The organism is Acidobacteriota bacterium, assembly GCA_016703965.1.
GTDB lineage: Bacteria > Acidobacteriota > Blastocatellia > Pyrinomonadales > Pyrinomonadaceae > OLB17.
In genome coordinates this window covers 92315-115386 of record JADJBB010000002.1, presented here as the reverse complement: position 1 = coordinate 115386, position 23072 = coordinate 92315, and the positions used below count along the sequence as shown (strand labels likewise).

Below are 23072 nucleotides of genomic sequence, written 5' to 3'. Positions count from 1 at the left end.
CTATTCGCTTTCGGACAGGCATTTGCGATTTAAAAAGCCCGCCGGTCCTGCGACCGGCGGGTAAATGGTTGGTCAAGCCCTTGAAGCCTAGAACTCGAACCTAAGAGCCAACTGAAGCTGGCGAGCAGCACCGGCACTCGTGACCTGGCCGAACGAAGTGCTGTTGACGTTCTGGATGGTTGCACCTGGGAAGAAGTTAACCTTATTCAGAACGTTGAACGCTTCAACGCGGAACTGAAGACGCGTGGTGCCATCGCTGTTGAACCTGAAGTTCTTCAGCAACGCGGCATCGATGTTGAAAAACGCCGGTGCATTGATGGTCGCACGTCCAAGGGTCCCGGTCTGGCCTGGATCAACGTTGAAGAACACCTGACCAGCGCAAGGGGTTTGTCCGACTCCGGCAGTTCCGGCACCGTTCGAACAGATGATTGACGGATCGATCCAGTAGATGCGGCCGTCTTTTTCAAATGTTCCGAGCAGTGCACGAAGTTGTGGAGTAGTGAGGCTAGTATTTGCCGTCTGGCGTCCCGAGCGTCCTGCACGATTAAGCGTTCCTCGCGGATCGACAAAGGTAATCGGTGCACCCGAGTTCCAGCTAGCGATACCCGACAGTTCCCAGCCGCCGAAGATCGTATCTACAATACCGCCGTTGTTTAAAAACGCTCGGCCTTTTCCAAACGGGAGCTGATAAACACCGTTGAAATTGAACGCGTGCGTCTGATCAAAATCAACTCGCGTACGGTCAAGTTCAGGCTGCAGGTTGTCCAGATACGGTTCAACCAGGGACTGCGAACCATTCGAGGCCGACGCGTTTCCGATATTCTTCGAGAACGTGTAGTTAGCCTGGAAGTATAAGCCCTGCGAAAAACGACGTCGAACTTCCGTCTGAAGCGAATTGTACTTGTAGTAAGCACCATTCTGCAGCAAGTTGACTACGCCCGATGCCGGGTTTGGCAGGAACTTGATGAACGGAACCGCACCAGGAGTCGCAACCGAAGGATGGTTGTTCAGGTTGTTCTGGATATAGACAAGAGCGAGATCGGCTGGCGTTCCAGCACGGATCTGTCCGAGGATGGTTGCATTCGTGAGAAGGGCGTTGCCACCAAGGAGGCCGAAAACAGGCAATGCCTGGCTGCCGGCAATTGCCGCGTTGAAGCCAGCACCCGTGGTGCAGCCGGCTGTTGCCTGACACAAGCGGTCATTGTTTCTTGCACGAATGAAGTCCGCTGCAAATCCATTGCTGCGAATGTCGATCTGGTTGTAATCAACGCTTCGCACCATGTTGTTACTGTCGGTACCAACATAGCGAACTTCGAAAGCAGTGTTGCCCCAGAATTCACGCTGAATACCCAAGCTGTACTGCTTTACACGCGTGACTTCGATATTCGGATCGGTCGCGAAAACCGTTCCAAAGAAACCGAAGGCACTCGTGTTGTTCTGCAGATAGCTGCGCGGAGGCGGAATGAACGTCGGGGTTGACGGAAGCGTGAAGCTGCCCGAAAGCCGTCCGTTCTGGTTGGGTACCGAGATGTTGGTTGCTGCGAGGCCTTGGTTACCAACTGCGGCATTACGGATCGATGTAATGATCGAGTCGTTACCGAACGAATGGCTGTAACCGCCACGGATGACCGAGCGTTTGCCGAAAAGGAATTTGCCGAGGCCGCCTTCAAAACTAGGCGTCCAAGCAAAACCGAGGTTCGGTGCGAAGTTGTCGTACTGCGGCTTGTAGTAGGACTTTTCCTTGCCCGCATTCGTTCCAACCGGAACATACGAACCAGCGGTCGACAAGAGCGACGGGAGCGGATCATCGAGGTTCGAGATCAGCGGCTCAAGTGCCACACCCGTACCGAGGTTTAGGGGCGGATAGTATTCCCAGCGAACGCCGAGCGACAGCGTCAACTGTGAATTTACCTGCCAGCGGTCCGCAAAGTAGAGTGAATGTGCACCATGCTTGTAAGGTTCGTTAACACGTGTCGACTGGAAGCCAGTCGCGAGGTCAGGCACGCTGTACATGCGGTTAGTTGAGTTAACAAGACCTGCAAACAGTCCAAGCATTGCGTTAGCAGTGCCGAGCTGTGCGGTGCTTATGCCGCCGATGTTCGAAAACTGTGTTGCAGCGAACTGCGGCGTATTTGTTCCGATACCGACCGTCACCGTAGGTACGATGTTGCCGTTCGGCGAATCGTTATACGCGTTAACGTCGAAGAACTGTAGCTGTCCTCCGAACTTAAAGCTGTGCTTTCCAGCGATCCAGTCACCGTTAGACTGAAGGTTCCATGACTTGGTCGAACGACCCTGGTTACCAAAAGTGTTTCCAGGGTTCGATACAAGCGGGATCGCGAGGTGATATTCAGGAGCGCTGCTCAAGCGATAGAACGGTACCTCTGATTTGAAAAGGCCACCGCGAACCTCGTTCACGATGTTCGATGAGAACACGCGTCTGTAAGCTGCGGTGTACTGTTTGTTATCCGACGACTGTTCGCCATCCGGCACCGCCGAAAAACCGCTGGTGTCGATGTCAGGCCTGAGATTGACCTCTTTGTTGTAGTTATAGATGAACAGCAATGAGTTCGCATCGTTGATGTCAAAATCAAACCGCGATGCGTACTGGTCACGGGTCTGGTCCTGACGGCGAAGCAGACGATAGCCGGCGGTGTTAAAACCGTCACCACCAGTGAAGTTGCTTGTCGTCGGGAGTTTCGAGAGGACGCGTGCCTGAATGATCGGATCTACCGTCGAAGGGACCGCCAGGCCATTCGAAACAGCGAAGCCGAGTATGTTCGGGATCGTGCAGGTGCTGCCGATCGTCTGCGATGCGCAGAACGGCGTGACTGAGGTGCTGTTGGTACGTTGGTATGTGAATCCGCCGGTCTGTGCCGTTGGCGTCAGGATGGTGCGGGTTGCCGCGCCGCTTACAGGGTCCTTAATTCCTTCATACGAGAAGAAGAAAACCGCCTTGTCTTTAATGATCTGCGGACCTCCCTCTCCAAAACCAGGCAGCCAAAGCGGGGAGCTGAACTTGCCGCCGTACTGCCAGCGATTACGGAAGGACGGCTTGGCCGAGATAGACGGGGTCGTGCTTCGATTATTGAAGAAGTTATTTGCTGCAAAACCATTGTTACGGTTATATGCAAAAAGAGCTCCGGTGACATTCTTGGTGCCGCGCGGTGTCACGAGGCGGATCTGTGCAGAACCATAGCCCTGGTCTGCTTCCTGGTTGGTTGTTGTGATCGTGAACTCAGCGGTATCATCCACCGACGGGCGGCCCGGAGCGAAGTCCGTTGCGTTGGATCGGATGAAGGTATCCTGAATATTGATACCGTCTCTCGTGATGTTGGTCATCGAGGTACGCATACCGTTGATCGTGGTCGCACCGTTCGATGACGTTCCTGCCTGCAGCAGTGTCAACGAAAGCGGGCTGCGGGTGACGAGCGGCAGGGTCATGATCTGCTGAGGGCTGATCGTGCTGCTGACCTGTGCCGTGCCGGAAGTGACGACGTCAGCTCCCGCTGTTACAAGTACCTCAGCCGCGACATCGCCAACCTGAAGGACTGCGTCGAAGGTGGCCGCACGGCCGATGTCGATCTTTTGCTCGCTACCGACGAGCGTCTTAAAGCCGGTGGCTGAAACTCTGATCGTGTAGGTACCGAATTCGAGCTGGTTAAACTGGTATGATCCAGAGCTATCGGTAGTTACTGTGACCTCTCTGCCTGTGCTGTTGTCTTTTGCGACGACTTTTGCCCCTGGAAGTAATCCATCGGGTCCCGACACAGTGCCCGCGAGCCTACCGGTCGTTCCCTGGGCAAATGCCATTGCCGAAGAGATCAAAAGCAAAACGAGAGTAAATAAAACTTTTCTCATTAATACATCTCCATTTCTTAAGTTAGTAAATTGTCCGAAATTGCACTACGGAATTGCAGGAATTTACATTTAGCAATTTATTAAGACGCAATCCTTGTGCCATCCTAACCAGCCTGAAAAATCATATTAATTCGTATATTTCCGGTCACACCTCGTATCATAGCGATCACGTTTTTGAAGGTATATACGAATTTTCGTATTTTGAGGGCCTATGCTTAAGTTGAATTTGTGGGTTTGTCTCAGAGGTAGGGATAGTGGGGTCGATACACAGGTCACGGATTTGCTGAAGTCGGGTTCGTCCCGTAGCACACCGTTTGTGGTCGATCTGATCCGAACTGGCGGCTAGTCCTTCCTGAAGAGATTGTAGGATTTGATCTTTGAGTTGAGAGTGGTGGCATTTAGCCCGAGCAGACGGGCTGCACGCGATTGGTGGCCGCCAGTTTGGTCAAGCGCCCGGCGGATGAGATCTATCTCAAAGCGTTTAACTTCGTCGTAAAAATTGACGCCGCGGGCAAGATCGATGTCACTAGAAACACCTTCGGTATCCGCGATCATTTGAAAGGCGAGCTCCGGATCTCGAACTTCGGGCCGGAGACATTCAACCGTAATCTCATTGCCAGGGGCAATGACTATCGCACGCTCGATAATGTTCTCAAGTTCGCGAACATTGCCCGGATAATTGTAACTCTCCAGCAGCGATAGTACGTCCGGCCCCACCGTTTCCGAGATCTCCCGGCCATTCTCAGCCGCATATTTTCTGATGAAATGCTGCGTAAGCGGCAGAATATCCTCTCGGCGTTCGCGTAAGGGCGGCAGTTCGAGCGGCACGACGGACAAACGATAGTACAGATCCTCTCGAAACTGTCCGTTTCGGACGGCCTCTTTCAGATCAACGTTTGTTGCGGCGATGATCCTGACATCGACCTTCACGGGCGTTGTATCGCCAACCGGCGTAAACTCACGCTCCTGCAAAACACGCAGCAGGCGAACCTGCGTCTCCGGCCGAAGGTCGCCGATCTCATCGAGAAATATAGAGCCTGTGTCAGCAACTTCGAACAAACCTTTCTTCGCGGCGACCGCCCCGGTGAAAGCTCCTTTTGTGTGGCCGAACAGTTCCGATTCGAGCAATTCTGAAGGAATGTTCGAGCAGTTCACGACAACAAATGGATCGCCGGACCGCGGACTGGATTCGTGGATCGCTTTCGCAACGAGTTCCTTTCCGGTTCCGCTCTCGCCGGTGATGAGCACGGTTGATCGGGCCTGAGCAACCCGTTCGACCAGGCGGAAAACAGTTTCCATCACCTCCGAACGTCCGATAAAGCCTTCGCGATTTACCGAGCGGACCATCGCCTGTCGAAGCGTCTGCCGTTCTTCTTCCTTCCGGCGTTTCTTAATGCCCTTACCAACGAGAGCAATTATCTGCTCGTTTTGAAACGGTTTGCGAATAACGCCTGCCGCCCCCTTTTCCCAAGCAGAGATCGCTGTGTCAAAGGTCGCGTACGCGGTCACCATGAGAACCACCGCTTCCGGGTCGAGCTTGATCAGGCCTTCAAGTGCGGTCAATCCGCCTATGCCCGGCATCGAAACGTCCATCAAAACGACGTCGAAGGGCTTTTGAGTATATACCTCCATCGCCTCCTCGCCGGTTTTCGCGAGTTCGACCTTATACCCCGCACCCGAAAGTATCGTTTCGAGCACGTCACGCATTATCTCTTCGTCATCGCAAATTAGGACCGAACCTTTCTTAGCCATAAAAATAATTTGATCTAACCGACACCGAAGGCCGAAAAAGTCTGATTATAGACACTAGCTGGTGAAAAACGAAATTTCAGCTAGCTTCCGACCATCTCTCGCGCTGCCGCGAAGTTACAAAAGACTGCAAAACAACGCGGCTCTCTTCTCGGCGTCTCAGCGTCTCTGCGGTAAACTACCCCCGTGCAGCAGTCCTACGACAAACACGCCCACCGCTACGACCGGATGCTCGCTCCGATCGAGCGGCACTACCTCGCGAAACTCCGGCGTGAAACGCTCGGCCTGCTTCCCGATAACGGCACTATCCTCGAGATCGGTGCCGGAACAGGAGCAAACTTCAAATTCTATCCCAGGTGCAAGCGGGCGATCGCGAGTGAGATATCCTTCAATATGATCGAGATAGCTAAGGGCAGATCGGCATTCATCAGCCTCGTGCAGGCTGATGGACAAGATCTGCCTTTCCCCGCAAATCATTTCGATGCCGCATTTGCAACGTTGGTTTTCTGCTCGATACCCAAACCTGAGAAAGCCCTCGCCGAGATCATTCGTGTCCTCAAACCCGGCGGCAGACTTATCCTACTCGAACACGTCCGCCCGACGGGATTGCTCGGACCGGTTTTCGATCTTCTAAATTTCGTGACGGTCGCTCTCATCGAAGACCACTTCAACCGCCGTACGGCTGATTTGGTTCGGGCGGGCGGGTTTCAAAACGTCACCGAAAAAAGATACCTCGCGGGAATCCTAAACCTGATCGTCGGCGAAATTAAGACACAGGGCAGCTAAGATAGATCACGACCGATCGAAAGACCGATGAGAAGTGCATAAAAACGATCCGCCCGATCCGTTTCATCCGTCAAATCTGCGTCCAATTGACCGGCGGCGAAATATTAATCACTAAACAATACCAAGCGAACTATCGTACTATTTATATGTCGCCCGGCGATCGATCATAAGATCATCGGCACAAGAATTATGGCAATGTCAAAAACTTCAAAAGTCTTTCTCATATTGGGTGGTTTACTGCTCGTTCTCCTGATCGTTGGTGTGATCGGACTGGTTCTGATCTCGCGATCTGTGGGACAGCCGAATGTTGCGAGCAACAGTGTTCTCGTCCTCAAGCTGGCCGGCGACCTGCCAGATTACGTTGCGGAAGAACCTCTCGCCAAAGCCTTTGGGATCGCCCAGGCTCAGTCTTTTACAAGTTTGCTAACGCAGCTTCGCAAAGCTAAGGTCGACAATCGCATCGGAGCGGTCATGCTTGATATCGACTTTCCCGGCATTGGCTGGGGCAAGGCGGACGAGCTTCGCGACGCGATCAAGGAGTTCAAAACGGGCGGGAAACCGGTTTACGCCTACATGGAGATCGGCACGAACAAGGAATACTATATTGCGACCGCAGCCGACAAGATATTCCTGCCGCCATCCGGCGACATTTACGTTAATGGCTTTGCCGCCGAGGCGATGTTCTACAAGGGCTCGCTCGATAAACTCGGCATCGAGGCCGAGGTCATTCAGATAGGCCCAAAATACAAGAACGCTCCCGACCAGTACACCAAGAAAGAGATGGGCGAAGGCCAGCGTGAGGTCATCAATGCCCTGCTCGACGAATATTTCGGCCGATTCACGGCCGCCATCGCCGAGTCGCGAAAGAAATCTGTCGAGGACGTAAATACTCTGATCGACGCCGCTCCTTACAACGCAGTAAAAGCAAAATCGATCGGCCTCATCGACGATGCACTTTATCGCGATCAGGTCGAGAATGATCTGAAAGCAAAGCTTGGTTATAAAGAGACCGACAAGCTTCGCACCGTCAGCGGCGGAGACTACCGTGAGATACCGTCCGACAGCCTTGGACTCAATAAGGGCGAACGCGTCGCCGTTATTTACGCGTCAGGAGCAATAAACATCGGCCCGTCTAGCAGCGGCCCGCTTAACGGTGAAATGGTCGGTTCCGACACTCTGGTCGAGGCGATCAATGATGCCGGGAACGACAAGTCGATCAAGGCCATCGTCCTGCGCGTCGATTCGCCGGGCGGTTCGGCACTTGCTTCGGATCTGATGTGGCATGCGATCGAGAACGCGAAAGCCAAAAAACCTGTGGTCGTATCAATGGCTGACGTTGCTGCTTCCGGCGGCTATTACATCGCGTGCAACGCGAATAAGATCGTCGCCCAGCCCTCGACAGTGACGGGATCGATCGGAATGTTTATGGGCAAACCAGTAATGAAAGGGCTTTACGACTGGCTCGGGATCTCAAACGAATATGTAATGCGCGGCAAAAACGCCGGCATCTTCCGCGAGACCGAAAAATGGACGCCTGAAGAGCGTGCCAAAATGGAAGAGATGGCTCAAAGCGTCTATTACGACAACTTCGTTCCAAAGGTCGCCAAGGGCCGCAGCAAAACTGACGAGGAGGTCAACACCCTCGGCCAGGGCCGCGTTTGGACCGGCACGCAAGCCAAGGCAAATGGGCTCGTTGATGAATTCGGCGGACTCGAAAAAGCGATCGACATCGCTAAAGAGCTTGCGTCGCTCCCGGCAGATAAGGACATTCGCCGCGTCGTCTTCCCCGAACCGCGTCCATTCCTGGAACAGTATTTCGGCCGCGGCAACGCCGAAGCCTCAGCCGAACAAAAAACTCAGGCCGCGATCCTCGGATCGCTGCCCAGAGACGTCCGCCGCTCATTCCGCTTCGCCGCCATGCTTGACCAAATGCAGCGAGGCCAGGCAATGCTTCTGATGCCGTATGAGCTAAACATCAAGTAGGCAGCAAACATCGGCACGAGGGGTAGGGGAAATAGCGATCGGCATGGTATCGTGACCTCGTATAAGTTCAACACGGTTCATTTACTGAACTGGAGGTTCCTATGCCCGATCATGCTTTTTTGCCCACGCTTATAATTTCTTTTTGCCAGAGAAACCTGCTTGTTTTCTTGGTCCTAGTAGTCTTGGCAGCTTCCGGCCTTGCCGCCGCTCCCGTGAACGCTCAAGATCGCATCCTCCGCGTTTCAAGCATGGCAACTGCCGGGGGTGTTCAATCACAGGTCGAGATGCCGATCCGGCTAGTTTCGCTGGGTGATGAAAGGTCGGCAAGTTTCAGCATCCGTTTCAATCCGTTTTTTTTACAATCCCCGGTTGCCGCACTCGCGAGCGAAATGCCGCCCGGCTCTACTCTCGCGGTCAACACCAACAACCTTGCACAAGGCGAACTTGGCGTCATCGTTAACGCACCGTATCCATTCACCGCAGGCACTCACAAAATTGTTACCGTAACGTTCACGATTCCCGCGAATGTACCGCCCGGCATTTCTCAGGTTGCTTTCGGCAGCGTTCCGACGCCACAGTTTGTTTCAAATTCGGCGCGTCCCCCCCCCCTCCCCCCCCCCCGCCCCCCCCCCCCCCCCCCCCCCCCCGCCCCCCCCCCCGCCCCCCCCCTCCCCCCCCCCCCCCCCCCCCGCCCTGCCCCCGCCTTGTCCCCCCCGCGGCGGGCCCCCCCCCCCCCCCCCGCGCCCCCCCCCCCCCCCCCCCCGGCTTTTCTTTCCCCCTTCTTTTCCCCCCCCCGCTTTTCCCCCTCCCCCGCCTCCCTCTTCCCCTTTCCCCCTTCCCCCCCTTTTTTTCCTTTTTTCCCTCCTCTTTTCTTTTTCCCCTCCCTCCCCCCCCCCCCCCGCCCTCCTCTCTCCCTTCCTCCTTCCCCCTCTTCTCCCCCCCCGTTCTCCCCCCCCCCCCCCTTTCTTCTTCCTCCCCCCTTTTTTTCCCCCCCCCCCCGTTCCCCCCCCCCCCCCCCCCCCCCCGTCCGGGGGGGGGGAAGGGGCGTTTTTGGGCCGCCCCCCCCCGGCCGGTCCCTGTCTTTGCTTTTCCCCCCGGCCCTTTCTCCCCCCCCCCCCCCGCCCCCCCGCCCCCCCCCGGGGGGGGAAACCCCCCCCCCCCCCCCCCCCCGGGCCCCCCGCAATTCCTTTGGGCCCGGCCGGGCCGTCGTCCCCTTCCCCCCCCCCCCCGCCCGGGGGGGGGGGGGGGCCCCCCCCCCCCCCCCCGGCCCCCGGCCCCCCCCCCCCGGGTCTCGGGGGGGGTTTTTTGGCCCCCCCGCGGTGGTCGGGAAGAGCCCCCCCCCCCCCCCCCCGGCCCGGGGGGGCCCCCCCCCCCGGGGGGTTTTTTTCCCGCTGGCGGGGGGCCGGGGGGGGGGGGGGCCGCCCCCCGCCCCGGGGGGCGGGGCCCCCCCCCGCCCCCCCCCCCCCCCCGCTCCCCCCCCCGCCGGGGCGGGGGGCCCCCGCCCGGGCCGCCCCCCCCCCCGCCCCCCCCGCCCGCCCGCCCGGCCCCCCCCCCCCCCCCCCCCCCCCCGTTTGGGGGGATTTGGGGCGGGCCGCCGGCCCCCGGCCGCCGGGGGCGGGGGCGGGAGGGGGGAGGAAAAGCCCCCCCGCTGCCCCCCCCGCCCAACGCGCCCCCCCCCTTCCCCCCCCCCCCGCCCCCTCCCCCCCCCCCCCCCCCCCCGCCCCCGCCCCCCCGGGGGGCCCCCCCCGGCCGGTTTTCCCGGGGGGGGGGGGGGGGGGCGTCGGGGGGCTCCTCTGCCCCCCCCCCGGGTGCTCGGGGAATACCGCTTTGAGGTCCCTTCAGCCGTTATTTCCGACGCCTGATAGTTGGGAAAAAGGACAAGGCTTACCATCGACGGCAACTTGGCCGTGTCGTGGCAACCGTCGTCACCCCTTGCCCCCCGCGGCGCGGGGCCCTCTAATTTTTTAAGGGGGCTAAAGGGGGCTCGGATTCGCTGCCGGACGGCAAGATGATCCAGCTAAATCTGGACGGCGGCGAGGAACGCGAAGTTCCCATCACCTGGGACACGAGCGGCTACGGCCCGACGGTAAATGGGGCCCCCCCCCCCCCCGCGGGGGGGGGGGGGGCCGGGGGCAGAAGGGAGAAGGGGAAAATACAGACCAAACCGCGGCCGCCCCGCGCCGGGCCGGGGGGGCGGCCCGGCCGGGCCCCCCCCTCTCTGGGGGGCCCCCCACCGCTCCCCCTGGCCTGGGGCGGCCGCCCCGGCCGGCCCCCCGCGCTTCGACAGGCCGGCGGGCGCAGGGTTCGCGTGATCGACGAAACGGTCAAGAACCTACAAAAGGCCGAGAACGCCTGGCATGTCGACATGGTGGCTCACTCGACCGGCGGCTTGATGGCAAGGTATTACGTTCATGGATCGATGCCCCGGGTATTTGACGGCAAACCAACCGTCACGCAGCTCGTGATGGTTGGGACATCGGACCCCCCCGCGGGGGCGTTTTTTAAAAAATTTTAGCCGCAACGTTCCGGCTTTCAACGAGGTGTCGATCAAGAATATGAAGGCATTTAATGAACGCGTAAAAGCACGAAAGGGTACGAAGTTCTCCGTCTGGTCGTTCCCGGCGACGGGCACCCGCCGAACCGTTCGGCGATCTGGAATATCAGGCAATGGAAATTCTCGACGGTTCCGGCTCGACACGAAAATCAGCTCGGCCACCAGCCGAATTTCGTCCAGATCGTCAACTGGCTCGCGATTCCACCTAAAGGCGATCATAAGCCGGACACGGACAATTTCATGGGCAGCCTCCAGGAAGGCGAGAATATTGGCAGGCTCAGGCGTTACGGAGCGATGGCTTACGCTGATAGCCTTGGCAGCGAAGCTGATCCCGCATTTTTCGGTGACGAAGACGCCGAGCCTGACTTTGCGACCGGCATCAAGGTGGCGACAGGTCAATCAGCGACCGTCGAGATCCCTGTTAAAAAGGGATCGCGGTTCTCAGTCACGTACGTCGCTCCGCCAAATGTCTCGGCAACGCTCGTTGATACGAACGGCAATGTTCTCGGCAAGATCACCGCGGGAACACCCGAAGCCGAAGGTGCGTTTCGCACGATCACCGTCAGCAAACCGTTCGAGGAAGGTACGTGGCGGCTTAAGTTCGACAACGCCGAAACCAGCGAGGCCGAGATCGCGGTAATTGCATTTATTGATTTTGCTTCAACCATCTTCCACGAACCGTAACGCGGCACATCTAAAACCCTGTCGTTTGGCACCGACTCTTGATCCAAAGGCCCGAAAAAGACCCACATCTTTTTTGGGCCTTTTGTTTTTTCGGCTGTTGGCGTAAACTTCGTTATCCCCTTCAATTTCAATAAACGAGGCCCTATGAAAACGAGATCTTTTGTTATCTTTGTGGCTCTTGCAACCATCCTGCAAGGCCAGATGTTATTTGCCCAAGCACCGGCAACTGCCGAGTGGACGCTAATGTTCTACATGGATTCGGACAACGATCTTGAACTTCCGCAGATGATCGATCTGACCGAGATGATGGAGGTCGGCAGCACCGCTCAGATCAACATCGTCGCCCTGGTTGACCGCAATGCAAGCGGTGACGAAGACAATAACTATACCAATGCCGAAGTCGGCGGGCTGAAAAACTGGACCACCGCCAAATACCTCCGTGTCGAAAAGGGCAAACTAAAGGAACTTGCCGATCTGGGCGAGATAAATATGGGTGATCCGAAAAACCTAGCCGATTTTATTGAACACGCGGCTAAGGATTTCCCTGCCAAGAAGTATTCGCTCGTCTTCGGCGATCACGGAAGCGGCTGGCCTGGTATCCTCCACGACGAAGGCAACGGAGAGGACGGCCTGAATATGACCGAGCTGAACACCGCCCTCGGCCGTGCGACCAAGAATATTGGTAAGCTCGAATTGATCGGCTTTGACGCCTGTCTGATGGCAAATTTTGAGGTCGCGAGAACCGTCAGCCCCTATGCCAAATACATGGTGGCTTCCCAGGAACTCGAACCCGGAGACGGATGGAACTACGTCGCGATAATGAACGGCCTGAACGCTTCACCTGTGATGGACGGCAAAACGCTCGGCGAGGGGATAACTCGTTCCTACAAGAGCTATTACAGCGGCGGAAACCAGGGTAATCGCGATGCCTCGATCACGCTTAGCGTAACCGATCTCGGCAAAATTGACGCATTAAATACTGCATTCGCTGACCTCGCAGTTCGAAATCAGACGATCATCAAAACCGGCGGGCGCGAAGGCCTTCTTAGAACCGCTCGTGCCCGCTCGGCAAGTGAGAATTTTGGATCGAGTGGTCAAGGGCCGGCAGCAGCCGAGTTCTTTGATATGGGCCATTACGCGACGAACCTCAAAACGCTTTCGCCCGATCCGGAAACGAAAAAGGCTGCAGATGCCGTACTTGCAGCACTTTCAGAGGCGGTCGTCACAAAGGTTTCGGGTGCGGCCCATCCACGGGCGAGCGGGCTGACCATCTATTTCCCGAATACCGGGCAGCAGCTGACGGAAAGCGGATACAGCAAACATCCATTCCAAACAGGTATGAAGTGGAACGGCATGCTTACCGACATCGCGGCTATTCTCGCCGGAGATACGACGAAACCGCAAGTATCGCCTGTGCAATCGAGCAAACCAAATCTTGCCAAAGACGGCGTTGTCACGGTCAGCGCAAAAGTTAATGCCGATGATGTCGAGGAAGCGACATTCGTCATTGCAGAAGAACACGAAAAGGAATCGATCATCATCGGGGCCATACCGACAGAGCCTGATGAAAAAGGCAACCTGCACGAGGAATGGGACGGTTCGTGGTTCTCGATCGGCGATGGCACAAAGGAAGTGATCTGCCCGATCACCGATTTTGCCGAGATCGATGATGGCAAAGATGTCTATTACGTCGAGGTGCCTGCTCAAGTAAAATACCGTGGCCGCAAGGAGTGGAACGACATAACGCTATATTTTGTGATCGACTTCAACGAAGAAGAGGCTACCGGCGAATTTGTTTATGCCGTTATGGAATCAAAGGGCCTTCAGCGCGAGGTCAAGCTCGACCGCGGCGATTCGATCCGCCCCGTCTACCTCTCGATAGACGACAATGGTGACGAGTCAGATGTCGCGTCAACCGACCCGGCCGACATTCTAACTATTAGCGATAAGGAAGACCTCTACGTCGGCAATATGGATGTTGCCCCCGGGGATTATTCGATCGGCTTTCTGGTAACGGACTTTGCGGGAAACGTCAGTGACAAATTCGTCGACGTAAAGATCGACTAGCTCATCGTCTCCTGATCGCCAGCGGGATCGGCAGCCACTGATCTCGACGCCCGTATGTGCGGGCGTTGAGGTCATCGATCTTTTGTTCTTGGGCGATCTGCAATTCGTCAGGCGGCAGATCGGCTGCGTTTTCGTAACAGGCATGCATCGTACAGGCAACCGGCTTTCCATCGTCGTGAACGAGGCAGCCGGTTCCTTTTTCAAAAAGCGGACAGGCGAATTTCTGGTCGAACGTGTCCCCCTCACGTGACAAATTGTATTCCGCGATCGTCGCCTCGATCCGCCTCAATACTTCGCCTCGATGTTTATCATTCAAAGTCTCCAACTTTGCGTTGATCGCCTCGGCCTCCAGGCGTGAGATGTGAACATTTACAAAATGCGCATCAAGACAGCACGCTCCCGGCGTCGGGCAGGTCAGGCAAGGAGCTGCCTTGTGCTCATAGCCTTCGCGGATCTCGCGAGCAAGATCATCGCGCAAAATTGCGAGTTTCGTGAGTGCATTTTTTTCGGACAGAAGCTTCATCAACACAACCATTCTTTTACGCGGTTGCCGATACGTCAAATACAGTCATCACGAGACCTAATTCACATCCTTTTTTCATAATGTTATTTTATATTCGTGATGAAAAACTTTTCCTGGCCCCTCGCAACATTGCTGCTCTTTTCACTAGCGCTTAACATCGCTGCCAGCGAGATCACGTTGAAAAACGGTGACCGCCTGACCGGCAAGATCGTCGATGAAAGTGACGATACGATCACCGTCGAAACTGTATACGCCGGCAAGGTAAAGATCGCTCGATCACACATCGAGAAGGTCGTGGCAGATCCCGCGACCAAAGATGCGATAAAGCCTGTCGCGACGGCAGTTCAGCCAAAACCAGAAAAAGCTCCTGTGTCGGTTCCGTCTCCTGCAGTCGTAAAAAAAAGCTCTAACGGCTTTTCCGGCCGCTTTAGAGCCCTCGCGACAGGTTGGGAAGGCAATGCAAATATCGGGTTCAGCTACACATCCGGAAACTCGAACAACATTACGATGTCGACAGGCCTTCGAGCTTCGAAAACGCGCCCTCAGGACGGATTCATCATCTACGCTCGGAGCCTGTGGAACAGTAATCACGGAAATCACGTCAACATCACGACCCAGAATGCATTCTGGGGCGGTGCCCGCTATGACCGAACGATCGACCGGCGGTTGTTTGGTTTTATCTCCTACGATTTTGAACGTGATAAACCTCGCCACCTGAATTTCCGCTCAGTTCCCGGTGGCGGCCTTGGACACCGTACGATAAAGAACGACCGTACCGAACTTGAATTCATTGCCGGCGGAGCGTGGAACCGCACGTGGCAGACCGGAAACGACACCAACACACCGGAAGCCCTGGCCGGATTCACATTCAAGCAGAAATTGAATGATCGTATGAAATTTCAGAACACGATGACCTTTTTCCAGAACGTCACTGACCGTAACGAGTATCGCTTCATCTTCGACGCGACGCTCTCGGCCGACGTCACGAAAAAAGTCGGCTTCTATTTCTCGGTCGGCGATCGGTTTAATAACGACCCGAACGGTAATGCCCAGCGAAACGACTTTCTCTTCACGACCGGCATGAAATGGAACTTTGGCAAGAAGAAATAGCGATCCAGTATTGCGCCGAAAGGCTCGATTGTGGAGAATTGGATTATTCTAAAAACGATCAAGCGAGGTTTTGCATTAAATGTTGAAAGAAGGCGATAAAGCTCCCGATTTTACTTCGAAGGACCAGAACGGCAATGACGTAAGCCTATCGGATTTTGCGGGCAAGCGTGTGGTGCTCTATTTTTATCCGAAAGACGATACACCAGGCTGTACGAAGGAAGCGTGCTCGTTCCGCGATGCTGACGATGTGTTTCGTGAAAAAGGTATTACGGTCCTCGGCGTTTCGACCGACAGCGAGAAATCGCATCAGAAATTTATCTCAAAGTATCAGCTTCCGTTCGATCTGCTCGCCGACGTCGATAAAAAGATCGTCGAAGATTACGGCGTCTGGGGCGAAAAGAGCATGTACGGTAAGAAGTACATGGGCACATTTCGCAAGACTTTTTTGATCGATGACAGCAAGATCGTCAAGATCTTTGAAAAAGTGGATGTCGCAAAACACGCCGATGAAGTTTTGGCGGCGTTTGGAGAGAAATAGTATGAATAAACTGAAAGCCTCAGGCTTGTCGCTTTTCGTCCTGGTTCTTTTCCTGGCGTGCCAGAAACCGGCCGTGATCGAATACGTCAAATATACTAACGATCTCGCGGTTCCACGGATCTCAGCGGAAGAAGCTAAGAAGGAATACGATGCTGGAAATGTCGTCTTCGTCGACAGCCGTGGGCAAGCCGCCTTTGACGTCGAGCATCTGCCTGGAGCGATCGTCGTTCCGTATCAGCCGGGTGTTGAACAGAGTTACGATAACCTTCCTAAAGGCAAAAAGATAATTGTCTATTGCTCCTGAGGAGGCGAACACACGAGTGCCAGTTTGGCATTCCAAATGAACCAGAAAGGAATCCCCGGAACCTACGCTCTGACAGGCGGCCCTAACGCCTGGAAGACGGCAGGTTATCCAGTCCAAGGCTCAGCCCAACAACCATAAGGAGAAATATGAGATCGCTACTTTTAGTGTGTTTTATCGCGCTCGCTGCTCTGGCCGCTTTGGGCCAGTCTGGCGATGTCAAGAAACCGTCGACCGACGCGGAAGTGCCCAGAATCGGGATCGAGGAAGCAAAGAAGGCGTATGACGATTCAAGTGCCGTCTTTGTCGATGCCAGGGCGGTCGAAGTTTACAAGGCGGACCACATCAAGGGAGCCGTGGTCATCGAAGGTGCGGCAGAAAATCGATTCGACGCCCTGCCAAAAAACAAGAAGATCATTGTTTACTGTTCCTGACCGGCCGAGCACTCGAGTGCCAGTTTGGCATTCCAAATGAATCAAAAAGGAATTTCAAATGTATTTGCCCTCAAAGGCGGTTTTCAGGGATGGAAAGCGGCGGGGTATCCGACAGAGTCGACAAAATAGTATCTAGTTCCCATACGCCGATCAGTTCGTCACTTAGATAACGTCCAATTCGTCGCATATCGTCCATCCCACAGCGGCGGTATCTTAGCGTCTTCACGCTGTTTTCCGCCGTCGAGAACTTCAGCCGCAGCCTGTTTTATCTTCTCAGGATCGGTTCCGACGAGTACGTTAGTTCCGAGTTCAATGGTCACCGGCCGTTCAGTATTGTGGCGAAGCGTTAGGCACGGAATGCCGAGCACCGTCGTCTCTTCCTGCAGCCCACCCGAATCGGTCAGCACCAATTTCGCACCGCTGTAGAGCCGCATGAAATCGAGATAGCCGAGCGGATCGATGAGGCGGATGTTTGAGCTCGCGATCTTCGCGTCAAACCCAAATTCCGCGATCTTGCCGCGTGTCCGCGGGTGAACCGGAAAAATGATCGGCAGTTTCTCAGCGACCGTGACCAACGCGTCGAGAATTCCCTCGAACACATCTCGCTCATCCACATTCGACGGACGATGCAGCGTCATCACGCCGTATTCGCCCGCCGCAATGCCAAGATCCTCGCGAACGGTCGAGTTTTCAGCGATCTTCAGATGTTCGAGCAGCGAATCGATCATCACGTTGCCGACGAACTTCACCCGCCGCCCTCGAATTCCCTCTTGATCGAGATTTACATCCGCATCCTGCGAAGTCGTCAGCAGCAGGTCCGAGATCGAATCCGTCAGAATGCGATTGATCTCCTCAGGCATCGCTCTGTCACGAGATCGCAATCCCGCCTCGACGTGAGCGATCTTGATCCCAAGCTTTGCACAGACAAGTGCGCAGGCGATCGTGGAATTGACGTCGCCTACAACGAGAACCCACTCCGGCTTATGCTCAAGCACGACCGGCTCGAATTCCGTCATGATCTTCGCCGTCTGCACCGCGTGCGAACCCGAGCCAACACCGAGATAAATATCCGGCTTCGGCATACCGAGATCGTCAAAAAAAGCATCCGACATCGCCGCATCGTAATGCTGGCCCGTATGCACGATCATCGGCACAAATTCCGACGGCCGCCGCTTCATTTCGGCGTAGATCGGAGCGACCTTCATAAAATTTGGCCGTGCACCGGCGATGAGGAGAACCTTGAGCATTTAGAGCCTCACAACCTTCGCATTGCAGGCCCCGCGGATCTCGGGTGACAGGGCATTTCTTGTATCGACAACCACTTTTGCCAGGCGGCAGATGCGTGAGTAGTCAACGGTCGTGTGTTCCGTGCAGATGATCACGCAGTCCGATTCGGCGATCAGTTCGTCGGTCAGTTCTTTGTTGTAAAGCGGGTCGGCATCGCCGATCGTGTAGGCGTGGTCAAATGTCACAACCGGAACGAACGGATCGTGGTAATAAACATCGGCTCCATCGGCACGCAGCAGATCGATGATCGAAAGTGCCGGCGATTCGCGCATGTCGTCGATGTCTTTTTTGTAGGCGACGCCAAGAATCAGGATCTTTGAACCGTTTACCGCTTTTCGCTCTTCGTTCAGCGCGGCGGTCGCGAGTTCGACAACGTAGTTTGGCATCGTCGAATTGATCTGTTCGGCAAGCGAGATGAACTTCGAATCAAATCCATGCTGTCTCGCCTTCCACGACAAGTAGTGCGGATCGAGCGGAATGCAGTGCCCGCCGATTCCCGGTCCCGGATAGAACGGCATAAAGCCGAATGGCTTGGTCGCCGCCGCACTTACGACTTCCCAGGTATCGATACCGAGAGCGTTACATACCTTGGCCATTTCGTTTGCCATTCCGATATTGATAGCGCGGAATGTGTTTTCCCACAGTTTCGCCGCCTCGGCAACGCGTGCTGACGAAACCCGATGAATATTGCTGACGATCTGGCCGTAAAGAAAAGCCGCCACGTCAGTCGAATCGGGCCCGACACCGCCGACAACCTTTGGAATATTGTGTGTCTGAAACTGCGGATTGCCCGGATCTACACGCTCTGGTGAGAATGCCAGAAGAAAATCTTCGTCGAGCTTAAAGCCTTTTTCTTCGAACATCGGCAGCAGTACTTCGTCTGTCGTGCCGGGATAAGTTGTTGATTCGAGAATGATAAGCTGTCCGCGACGCATGTATTTCTGGATCTCGCCGCCGGCGGTCAGAATGTAGGACATGTCCGGATCTTTCGTCTTTCGGAGCGGTGTCGGGACGCAGATGATGATCACATCACACGTGTTGAGCTTGGCAAAATCGGTCGTCGCGGTGAGTTTTCCTTCGTCAACGCACTTCTTTACGTTCTCACTTGTAACATCGACGATGTACGAACGTCCGGCGTTGATCTCGCTGGTCTTTTTCTCATCGACCTCAAAGCCGACAGCCTCATAACCCTTGAGGCAGAATTCAATGATCAGCGGTAGGCCGACGTAGCCAAGCCCGATCACACCGATGCGGGCGCTCTTGTCTGAAATAAGTCCTTTAAGTTCTTCTTTTATCATTATATTTGCTGTATATAGGCGGTATGTGGAGTTATACAATAGAGGCAAAATATGCTCTACGTTTAAACTAGTTTAAGCAGTTGGTATTAGTCAAGATTATAATCATCTATGCTAGAATTAGGCAGGTCTTGATCGACCAGGCCTCTCCTTCAATTTATACGCGCAATAGTGGGATTTCTCCCGCATTATATGAGTTCCGAGATCTCTTCAAGTAATCCAGTCGTCAAAGCCATGATCGAAGGCACGGCTCCGCGTCCAGCCCAGCTTGCGGCGGCCAGAGGTGCACTTCCGCTGCCGCAGACGGATCTTCTTGAGATACTTGTCAATTTTTTCGAAGGCTCCGATGGCGAATTAAGAGACGCGGCGACCGAAACCCTCCGTTCACAGCAGCATCAAGCACTTGAGGCGACGATCCGCTCGGCTGCTCTCGCTCCCCGGGTTCTCGCTCATTTTCCCGGCAGTCCGATCTGTCGCCGTCGATCTATGAAGCGATCCTGCTAAATCCCCACACACCGCCCGCGGCGGTCGCCGATTTTGCAGCGAAGACACCACATGGTCCGCTGATCGACCTGATCTCGTTCAATCAGCAGCTGCTGATCCAGAATCCCGCGATCCTCGATGCGATCATTTCGAATCCGAACCGCACGCCGGATGCTGAACGGCGGGCGTTGGAAATTAAGCGCGAGTTTTTCGAAAAAGAACGCGGTGCCCAGCAGATCGCGAACGAACTTCGCGCTCAGGGTAACGAGGCCGCTGCCGAATTTATCGAGCAGGCAGAAGTTGCCGATGAACGCGGAGGCTCGGGTTTAAGCCTCGAAGACGCCCTTTTTATCGCCCAGCATATTGAGGTTCCCGATCAGGAAACGGATGATTCGTGGCTGGCTCTCGAGTATATCGAGGAGATCTACGAGGAAAGCGAGGAAACCCGCAAAGCGATCCTCAACAAGATACTCGGCGAAATGCAGGCCGAGGACGAGGCGTCGAGCGAACGCATCTCGATGCTCAACCGCATCATGCGAATGGGCGTCAAAGACCGCGTCAAACTCGCCATGAAGGGCGACCGCGAGGCTCGCAATATCCTGATCCGCGACCCGAACAAGCTCGTCTCAACGGCTGTCGTCAACAACCCGCGTATCAGTGAAAAAGAGGTCGAGAATATCGCCTCGATGCGGTCCATCTCCGAAGAGATCCTCCGCCAGATCGCCGCCAACCGCCAATGGGCGCGCAGCTACCCCGTCATGCACAACCTCGCCCGAAACCCGCGGACGCCGCTCGCCAACGTCATCACGATCATGAGCCGCCTCCAGCTCCGCGATCTGATGGCACTCTCGAAAAACCGCAACATCTCCGACGCCGCCCGACGCCAGGCACTGAGGCTTTTTACCGCAAGATCCGGCGGCGGACGAGGTTAAGTCACAAAAACTTCGCAACCCGCCCTGTCTTCACGAACGATCCTGCCATGTCGGTAAACGTATGACTCGCTGCCCCGAGCCATAGCCCGGGAAAGATCAGTTCTAACAAATTACTTCCCAACTTCTCACGCGTATATATGCCTATCGGCCGCCATACATCGGCGATCTGGCCGAACGCGGGCAGGCTTCCGCCCGAATTGGCCGCATAAAGATAGACCGTGAGAAATACGATCAGCGACACGATCCCCATAAAATAAACAACCCGGATCAACGCTCCGAAGATCAAACCGTGCGAAAACCGCGAGCGATGACTGAAAAAGGATCTATAGGGAAACCAAAGAAACCGAAAGATGAACCAACGAGAATATTGCCGCGAAACCGTGTCCAGGTCCGGCCCGAACATCAACCCGCCGAAGATGAACGCTAAACCGACGGTTGCCGATGCAGCGATATCCCGCGTCACACTATACGTCACCGCAAATGCCGGTGCCGCGAGCAGAAATGTGATCGCATCATGAGTTCGTCCCCTGGGCATCGTTTCCTCGACTGAAAACTAGTCACCACAACGGGCCGGCGAAGATCGGCACTTGGTCAGTTTGAAACTCTTCTCTCCCCGCCCCCGCGGGCGGCGGCCGGGGGCCCCGGGGTTTCAGCGCTGCCCGGGGTTTTTGGGGGGGGGGGGCCGGGGGGGGGCGCGGGGTCCGCGGGGGGGGGGGGTCCATCCGGTGTTACCTAAATTTGCCCCACTTACCTCGTTTTCTTAATGACTAACCAACACGTTTGACCAATCTGCCAAATACCTCTACCAATCTCACGCAAACCTCTCAAAAACCCCGTTTTTTCCTCTACCAACGAACACCCGGTTTTTGGCCCGAGCGGCTAGGTGCGGATCGCTGAAACCCAGTATTTATCGGCGTCTCAGCACTGGCTTTTGCAAAAGTGTGAATCGATTCACACTTTTTATGCGGTAATTTTTGGTAAAGTTTGGCGAAAAGTGAAAAAACACAAAAAGTCACGGCTACGGAGATGCATTTCTTGCTCCCCATTCCCAGATGCCGTAGAGAATTTTCTTGTCGAGCGGATGGCCGGATTGCTTGAGAGCGATGATGATCTGCGACCGATGATGTGCATCGTGGGCGGTAAGATATCCGACGAAAGCCGTGACGTGCGGTTTGAATCCTTTGACCCGTCCGCCGTTCGAGGCGGCAAATTCGAGAAGCTTGACGATCGCCACGCCGGACTGCTCGAGCGAGAGTCCTAGGAGCTCCTTGTCGCCGGCATTTTCCTTTTTCGACCTTTGCCTGGCCGGCGAGTTCCTCGGGCATCGAGGCCTTGAGCCACATCAGCCGTACATTATGAATATGTGCGAACTGCTCGCCGACATTCCTGCCCTTCGACGAAAGGCCGTCCGCGAGATGTTCAGGTGCTATAGCGTCGAGCAGATATAGGTTAATGCGGTTGTTGATCTGCCATGTTTCGATTAGCTGCTGGATGTCCATAGATTATCTGGCTTATCGTATTAACTCGGTCTCGATTTTGCAACCTCCGCTCCGAGGGCATATTTTGCCTTTATTTGTTACACTTTTCGTTTGGCCCGAGGGCCGGAACGATGGCATCATTCGCTGAAAAACTTAAGACCACGCTCGCGATGATCAAATTCGAGCATACGCTGTTCGCTCTGCCGTTCGCATTCCTCGGAGCGATCCTCGCAGCGAACGGCCTGCCGACCTGGTGGCAGCTGCTGTGGATCACGGTCGCGATGTTCGGAGCCCGCTCGGCCGCGATGACCTTTAACCGAATCGTCGACCGCGACATCGATGCCAAAAATCCTCGAACCGCTAACCGCGAACTGCCAAGCGGCAAGCTCTCGGTCGGCTTCGCCTGGGTCTTCCTCTACGTTTCTATCGGCGTTTTCCTGCTCGCGTCTTACTCGCTGAACTGGCTCACATTCGCCCTTTCTCCGGTCGCGTTGCTCTTCGTACTCGGTTACTCGTACGCCAAACGGTTCACCGCGCTCGCTCATCTGATCCTCGGTATCGCTCTGGCGATCTCGCCTTCGGCCGCCTGGATCGCGGTTCGCGGAACACTAAATGACGAGATCCCGATCCTGCTTTCGGTGCTGGTTCTGATGTGGACGGCGGGATTTGATGTGCTGTACGCGTGCCAGGATTTCGAATTTGACCGTAAGGCCGGATTGCGTTCGATACCGGCTCGTTTCGGCATCAAAAACTCGCTCTGGATCGCCCGCGTATTTCACTTTCAGGCTTTTATCGTCTTGGTTTTGCTGTATTTGGTGACCGGACTTGGCTGGCTAGCCCTCGCGGGCGTGATAGCCGTCGGGGCGTTGCTGATTTACCAGCACACCTTGGTAAAAGCCAATGACTTGAGCAAAATGAACGCCGCATTCTTTACAACCAACGCCTTTGTAAGCGTGATTTTGCTGATGACTTTCGGTGCGTCAGTGATGCTCAATCAATCCCGCTAG

Annotated in this window: 19 protein-coding genes; 12 read left to right on the top strand and 7 right to left on the bottom strand. The window is 55.5% G+C overall.

What is annotated here, in order from left to right; all coding sequences use genetic code 11:
- Positions 1-87: 87 nt before the first annotated feature.
- Together IPG22_00635 and IPG22_00630 are read right to left on the bottom strand one after the other, a co-directional pair.
- Positions 88-3861 carry a carboxypeptidase regulatory-like domain-containing protein gene (locus tag IPG22_00635; GenBank protein MBK6586816.1) on the bottom strand — a complete coding sequence of 1258 codons (3774 nt, stop codon included), beginning with the start codon at positions 3859-3861 and terminating at the stop codon, positions 88-90.
- Positions 3862-4203: 342 nt separating this feature from the next.
- A complete protein-coding gene (locus tag IPG22_00630; GenBank protein MBK6586815.1) occupies positions 4204-5613 on the bottom strand; it encodes a sigma-54-dependent Fis family transcriptional regulator in 1410 nt (469 codons plus the stop codon).
- Positions 5614-5796: 183 nt separating this feature from the next.
- Here IPG22_00630 and IPG22_00625 point away from each other — a divergent pair, with 183 nt between their 5' ends.
- From IPG22_00625 to IPG22_00605, 5 genes are all read left to right on the top strand, one after another.
- Positions 5797-6396: a methyltransferase domain-containing protein gene (locus IPG22_00625; GenBank protein ID MBK6586814.1), complete on the top strand. Its 600-nt coding sequence runs from the start codon at positions 5797-5799 to the stop codon at positions 6394-6396.
- Positions 6397-6585: 189 nt separating this feature from the next.
- Positions 6586-8379 (top strand): signal peptide peptidase SppA, encoded by a 1794-nt coding sequence (sppA, locus tag IPG22_00620; protein ID MBK6586813.1) that lies wholly within the window; start codon positions 6586-6588, stop codon positions 8377-8379.
- A 2308-nt stretch (positions 8380-10687) separates the two neighbouring features.
- A complete protein-coding gene (locus IPG22_00615) occupies positions 10688-10894 on the top strand; it encodes a hypothetical protein (protein ID MBK6586812.1) in 207 nt (68 codons plus the stop codon).
- Between the two features lie 279 nt (positions 10895-11173).
- Positions 11174-11617: a hypothetical protein gene (locus tag IPG22_00610; protein MBK6586811.1), complete on the top strand. Its 444-nt coding sequence runs from the start codon at positions 11174-11176 to the stop codon at positions 11615-11617.
- A 144-nt stretch (positions 11618-11761) separates the two neighbouring features.
- A complete protein-coding gene (locus IPG22_00605; protein ID MBK6586810.1) occupies positions 11762-13684 on the top strand; it encodes a hypothetical protein in 1923 nt (640 codons plus the stop codon).
- Between the two features lies 1 nt (position 13685).
- Here IPG22_00605 and IPG22_00600 read toward each other — a convergent pair whose 3' ends face one another.
- On the bottom strand, positions 13686-14207 hold the full coding sequence (locus IPG22_00600; protein MBK6586809.1) for a hypothetical protein: 522 nt from the start codon (positions 14205-14207) through the stop codon (positions 13686-13688).
- Between the two features lie 99 nt (positions 14208-14306).
- Here IPG22_00600 and IPG22_00595 point away from each other — a divergent pair, with 99 nt between their 5' ends.
- From IPG22_00595 to IPG22_00580, 4 genes are all read left to right on the top strand, one after another.
- The gene (locus tag IPG22_00595; protein MBK6586808.1) at positions 14307-15317 is read left to right on the top strand and encodes a DUF481 domain-containing protein; all 1011 of its coding nucleotides are present in this window, start codon (positions 14307-14309) and stop codon (positions 15315-15317) included.
- A 79-nt stretch (positions 15318-15396) separates the two neighbouring features.
- On the top strand, positions 15397-15855 hold the full coding sequence (gene bcp / locus IPG22_00590; GenBank protein ID MBK6586807.1) for a thioredoxin-dependent thiol peroxidase: 459 nt from the start codon (positions 15397-15399) through the stop codon (positions 15853-15855).
- Between the two features lies 1 nt (position 15856).
- A complete protein-coding gene (locus IPG22_00585; GenBank protein MBK6586806.1) occupies positions 15857-16159 on the top strand; it encodes a rhodanese-like domain-containing protein in 303 nt (100 codons plus the stop codon).
- A 146-nt stretch (positions 16160-16305) separates the two neighbouring features.
- On the top strand, positions 16306-16590 hold the full coding sequence (locus tag IPG22_00580) for a rhodanese-like domain-containing protein (GenBank protein MBK6586805.1): 285 nt from the start codon (positions 16306-16308) through the stop codon (positions 16588-16590).
- Between the two features lie 158 nt (positions 16591-16748).
- Here the strand turns inward: IPG22_00580 and wecB are convergent, their stop codons facing one another.
- Complete coding sequence (gene wecB, locus IPG22_00575; protein ID MBK6586804.1) at positions 16749-17837, bottom strand: UDP-N-acetylglucosamine 2-epimerase (non-hydrolyzing); 1089 nt, start codon at positions 17835-17837, stop codon at positions 16749-16751.
- Positions 17838-19175 (bottom strand): nucleotide sugar dehydrogenase, encoded by a 1338-nt coding sequence (locus tag IPG22_00570; GenBank protein MBK6586803.1) that lies wholly within the window; start codon positions 19173-19175, stop codon positions 17838-17840. It lies immediately after the preceding gene.
- Positions 19176-19364: 189 nt separating this feature from the next.
- On the opposite strand from IPG22_00570, the gene IPG22_00565 reads away from it, so the two are divergent.
- Together IPG22_00565 and IPG22_00560 are read left to right on the top strand one after the other, a co-directional pair.
- Positions 19365-19676, top strand: coding sequence for a hypothetical protein (locus tag IPG22_00565; GenBank protein ID MBK6586802.1), 312 nt, complete (start codon positions 19365-19367; stop codon positions 19674-19676).
- 167 nt (positions 19677-19843) lie between these two features.
- Entirely contained in the window at positions 19844-20587 is a 744-nt protein-coding gene (locus IPG22_00560) for a hypothetical protein (protein ID MBK6586801.1), read from the top strand.
- A gap of 1 nt (position 20588) precedes the next feature.
- Here IPG22_00560 and IPG22_00555 read toward each other — a convergent pair whose 3' ends face one another.
- Both IPG22_00555 and IPG22_00550 read right to left on the bottom strand, forming a co-directional pair.
- Complete coding sequence (locus IPG22_00555; protein ID MBK6586800.1) at positions 20589-21122, bottom strand: metal-binding protein; 534 nt, start codon at positions 21120-21122, stop codon at positions 20589-20591.
- Positions 21123-21432: 310 nt separating this feature from the next.
- Positions 21433-22086 carry a hypothetical protein gene (locus IPG22_00550; protein ID MBK6586799.1) on the bottom strand — a complete coding sequence of 218 codons (654 nt, stop codon included), beginning with the start codon at positions 22084-22086 and terminating at the stop codon, positions 21433-21435.
- Positions 22087-22196: 110 nt separating this feature from the next.
- Here IPG22_00550 and IPG22_00545 point away from each other — a divergent pair, with 110 nt between their 5' ends.
- The gene (locus IPG22_00545) at positions 22197-23072 is read left to right on the top strand and encodes a UbiA family prenyltransferase (protein ID MBK6586798.1); all 876 of its coding nucleotides are present in this window, start codon (positions 22197-22199) and stop codon (positions 23070-23072) included.

Excerpts from the sequence above, each read along its gene's own strand:
- IPG22_00635 (MBK6586816.1), bottom strand. The coding sequence starts at position 3,861 with ATGAGAAAAGTTTTATTTACTCTCGTTTTGCTTTTGATCTCTTCGGCA.
- IPG22_00630 (MBK6586815.1), bottom strand. The coding sequence starts at position 5,613 with ATGGCTAAGAAAGGTTCGGTCCTAATTTGCGATGACGAAGAGATAATG.
- sppA (MBK6586813.1), top strand. The coding sequence starts at position 6,586 with ATGGCAATGTCAAAAACTTCAAAAGTCTTTCTCATATTGGGTGGTTTA.
- IPG22_00610 (MBK6586811.1), top strand. The coding sequence starts at position 11,174 with ATGGGCAGCCTCCAGGAAGGCGAGAATATTGGCAGGCTCAGGCGTTAC.
- IPG22_00605 (MBK6586810.1), top strand. The coding sequence starts at position 11,762 with ATGAAAACGAGATCTTTTGTTATCTTTGTGGCTCTTGCAACCATCCTG.
- IPG22_00600 (MBK6586809.1), bottom strand. The coding sequence starts at position 14,207 with ATGAAGCTTCTGTCCGAAAAAAATGCACTCACGAAACTCGCAATTTTG.
- IPG22_00595 (MBK6586808.1), top strand. The coding sequence starts at position 14,307 with ATGAAAAACTTTTCCTGGCCCCTCGCAACATTGCTGCTCTTTTCACTA.
- bcp (MBK6586807.1), top strand. The coding sequence starts at position 15,397 with ATGTTGAAAGAAGGCGATAAAGCTCCCGATTTTACTTCGAAGGACCAG.
- IPG22_00585 (MBK6586806.1), top strand. The coding sequence starts at position 15,857 with ATGAATAAACTGAAAGCCTCAGGCTTGTCGCTTTTCGTCCTGGTTCTT.
- IPG22_00580 (MBK6586805.1), top strand. The coding sequence starts at position 16,306 with ATGAGATCGCTACTTTTAGTGTGTTTTATCGCGCTCGCTGCTCTGGCC.
- wecB (MBK6586804.1), bottom strand. The coding sequence starts at position 17,837 with ATGCTCAAGGTTCTCCTCATCGCCGGTGCACGGCCAAATTTTATGAAG.
- IPG22_00570 (MBK6586803.1), bottom strand. The coding sequence starts at position 19,175 with ATGATAAAAGAAGAACTTAAAGGACTTATTTCAGACAAGAGCGCCCGC.
- IPG22_00565 (MBK6586802.1), top strand. The coding sequence starts at position 19,365 with ATGAGTTCCGAGATCTCTTCAAGTAATCCAGTCGTCAAAGCCATGATC.
- IPG22_00555 (MBK6586800.1), bottom strand. The coding sequence starts at position 21,122 with ATGCCCAGGGGACGAACTCATGATGCGATCACATTTCTGCTCGCGGCA.
- IPG22_00550 (MBK6586799.1), bottom strand. The coding sequence starts at position 22,086 with ATGGACATCCAGCAGCTAATCGAAACATGGCAGATCAACAACCGCATT.
- IPG22_00545 (MBK6586798.1), top strand. The coding sequence starts at position 22,197 with ATGGCATCATTCGCTGAAAAACTTAAGACCACGCTCGCGATGATCAAA.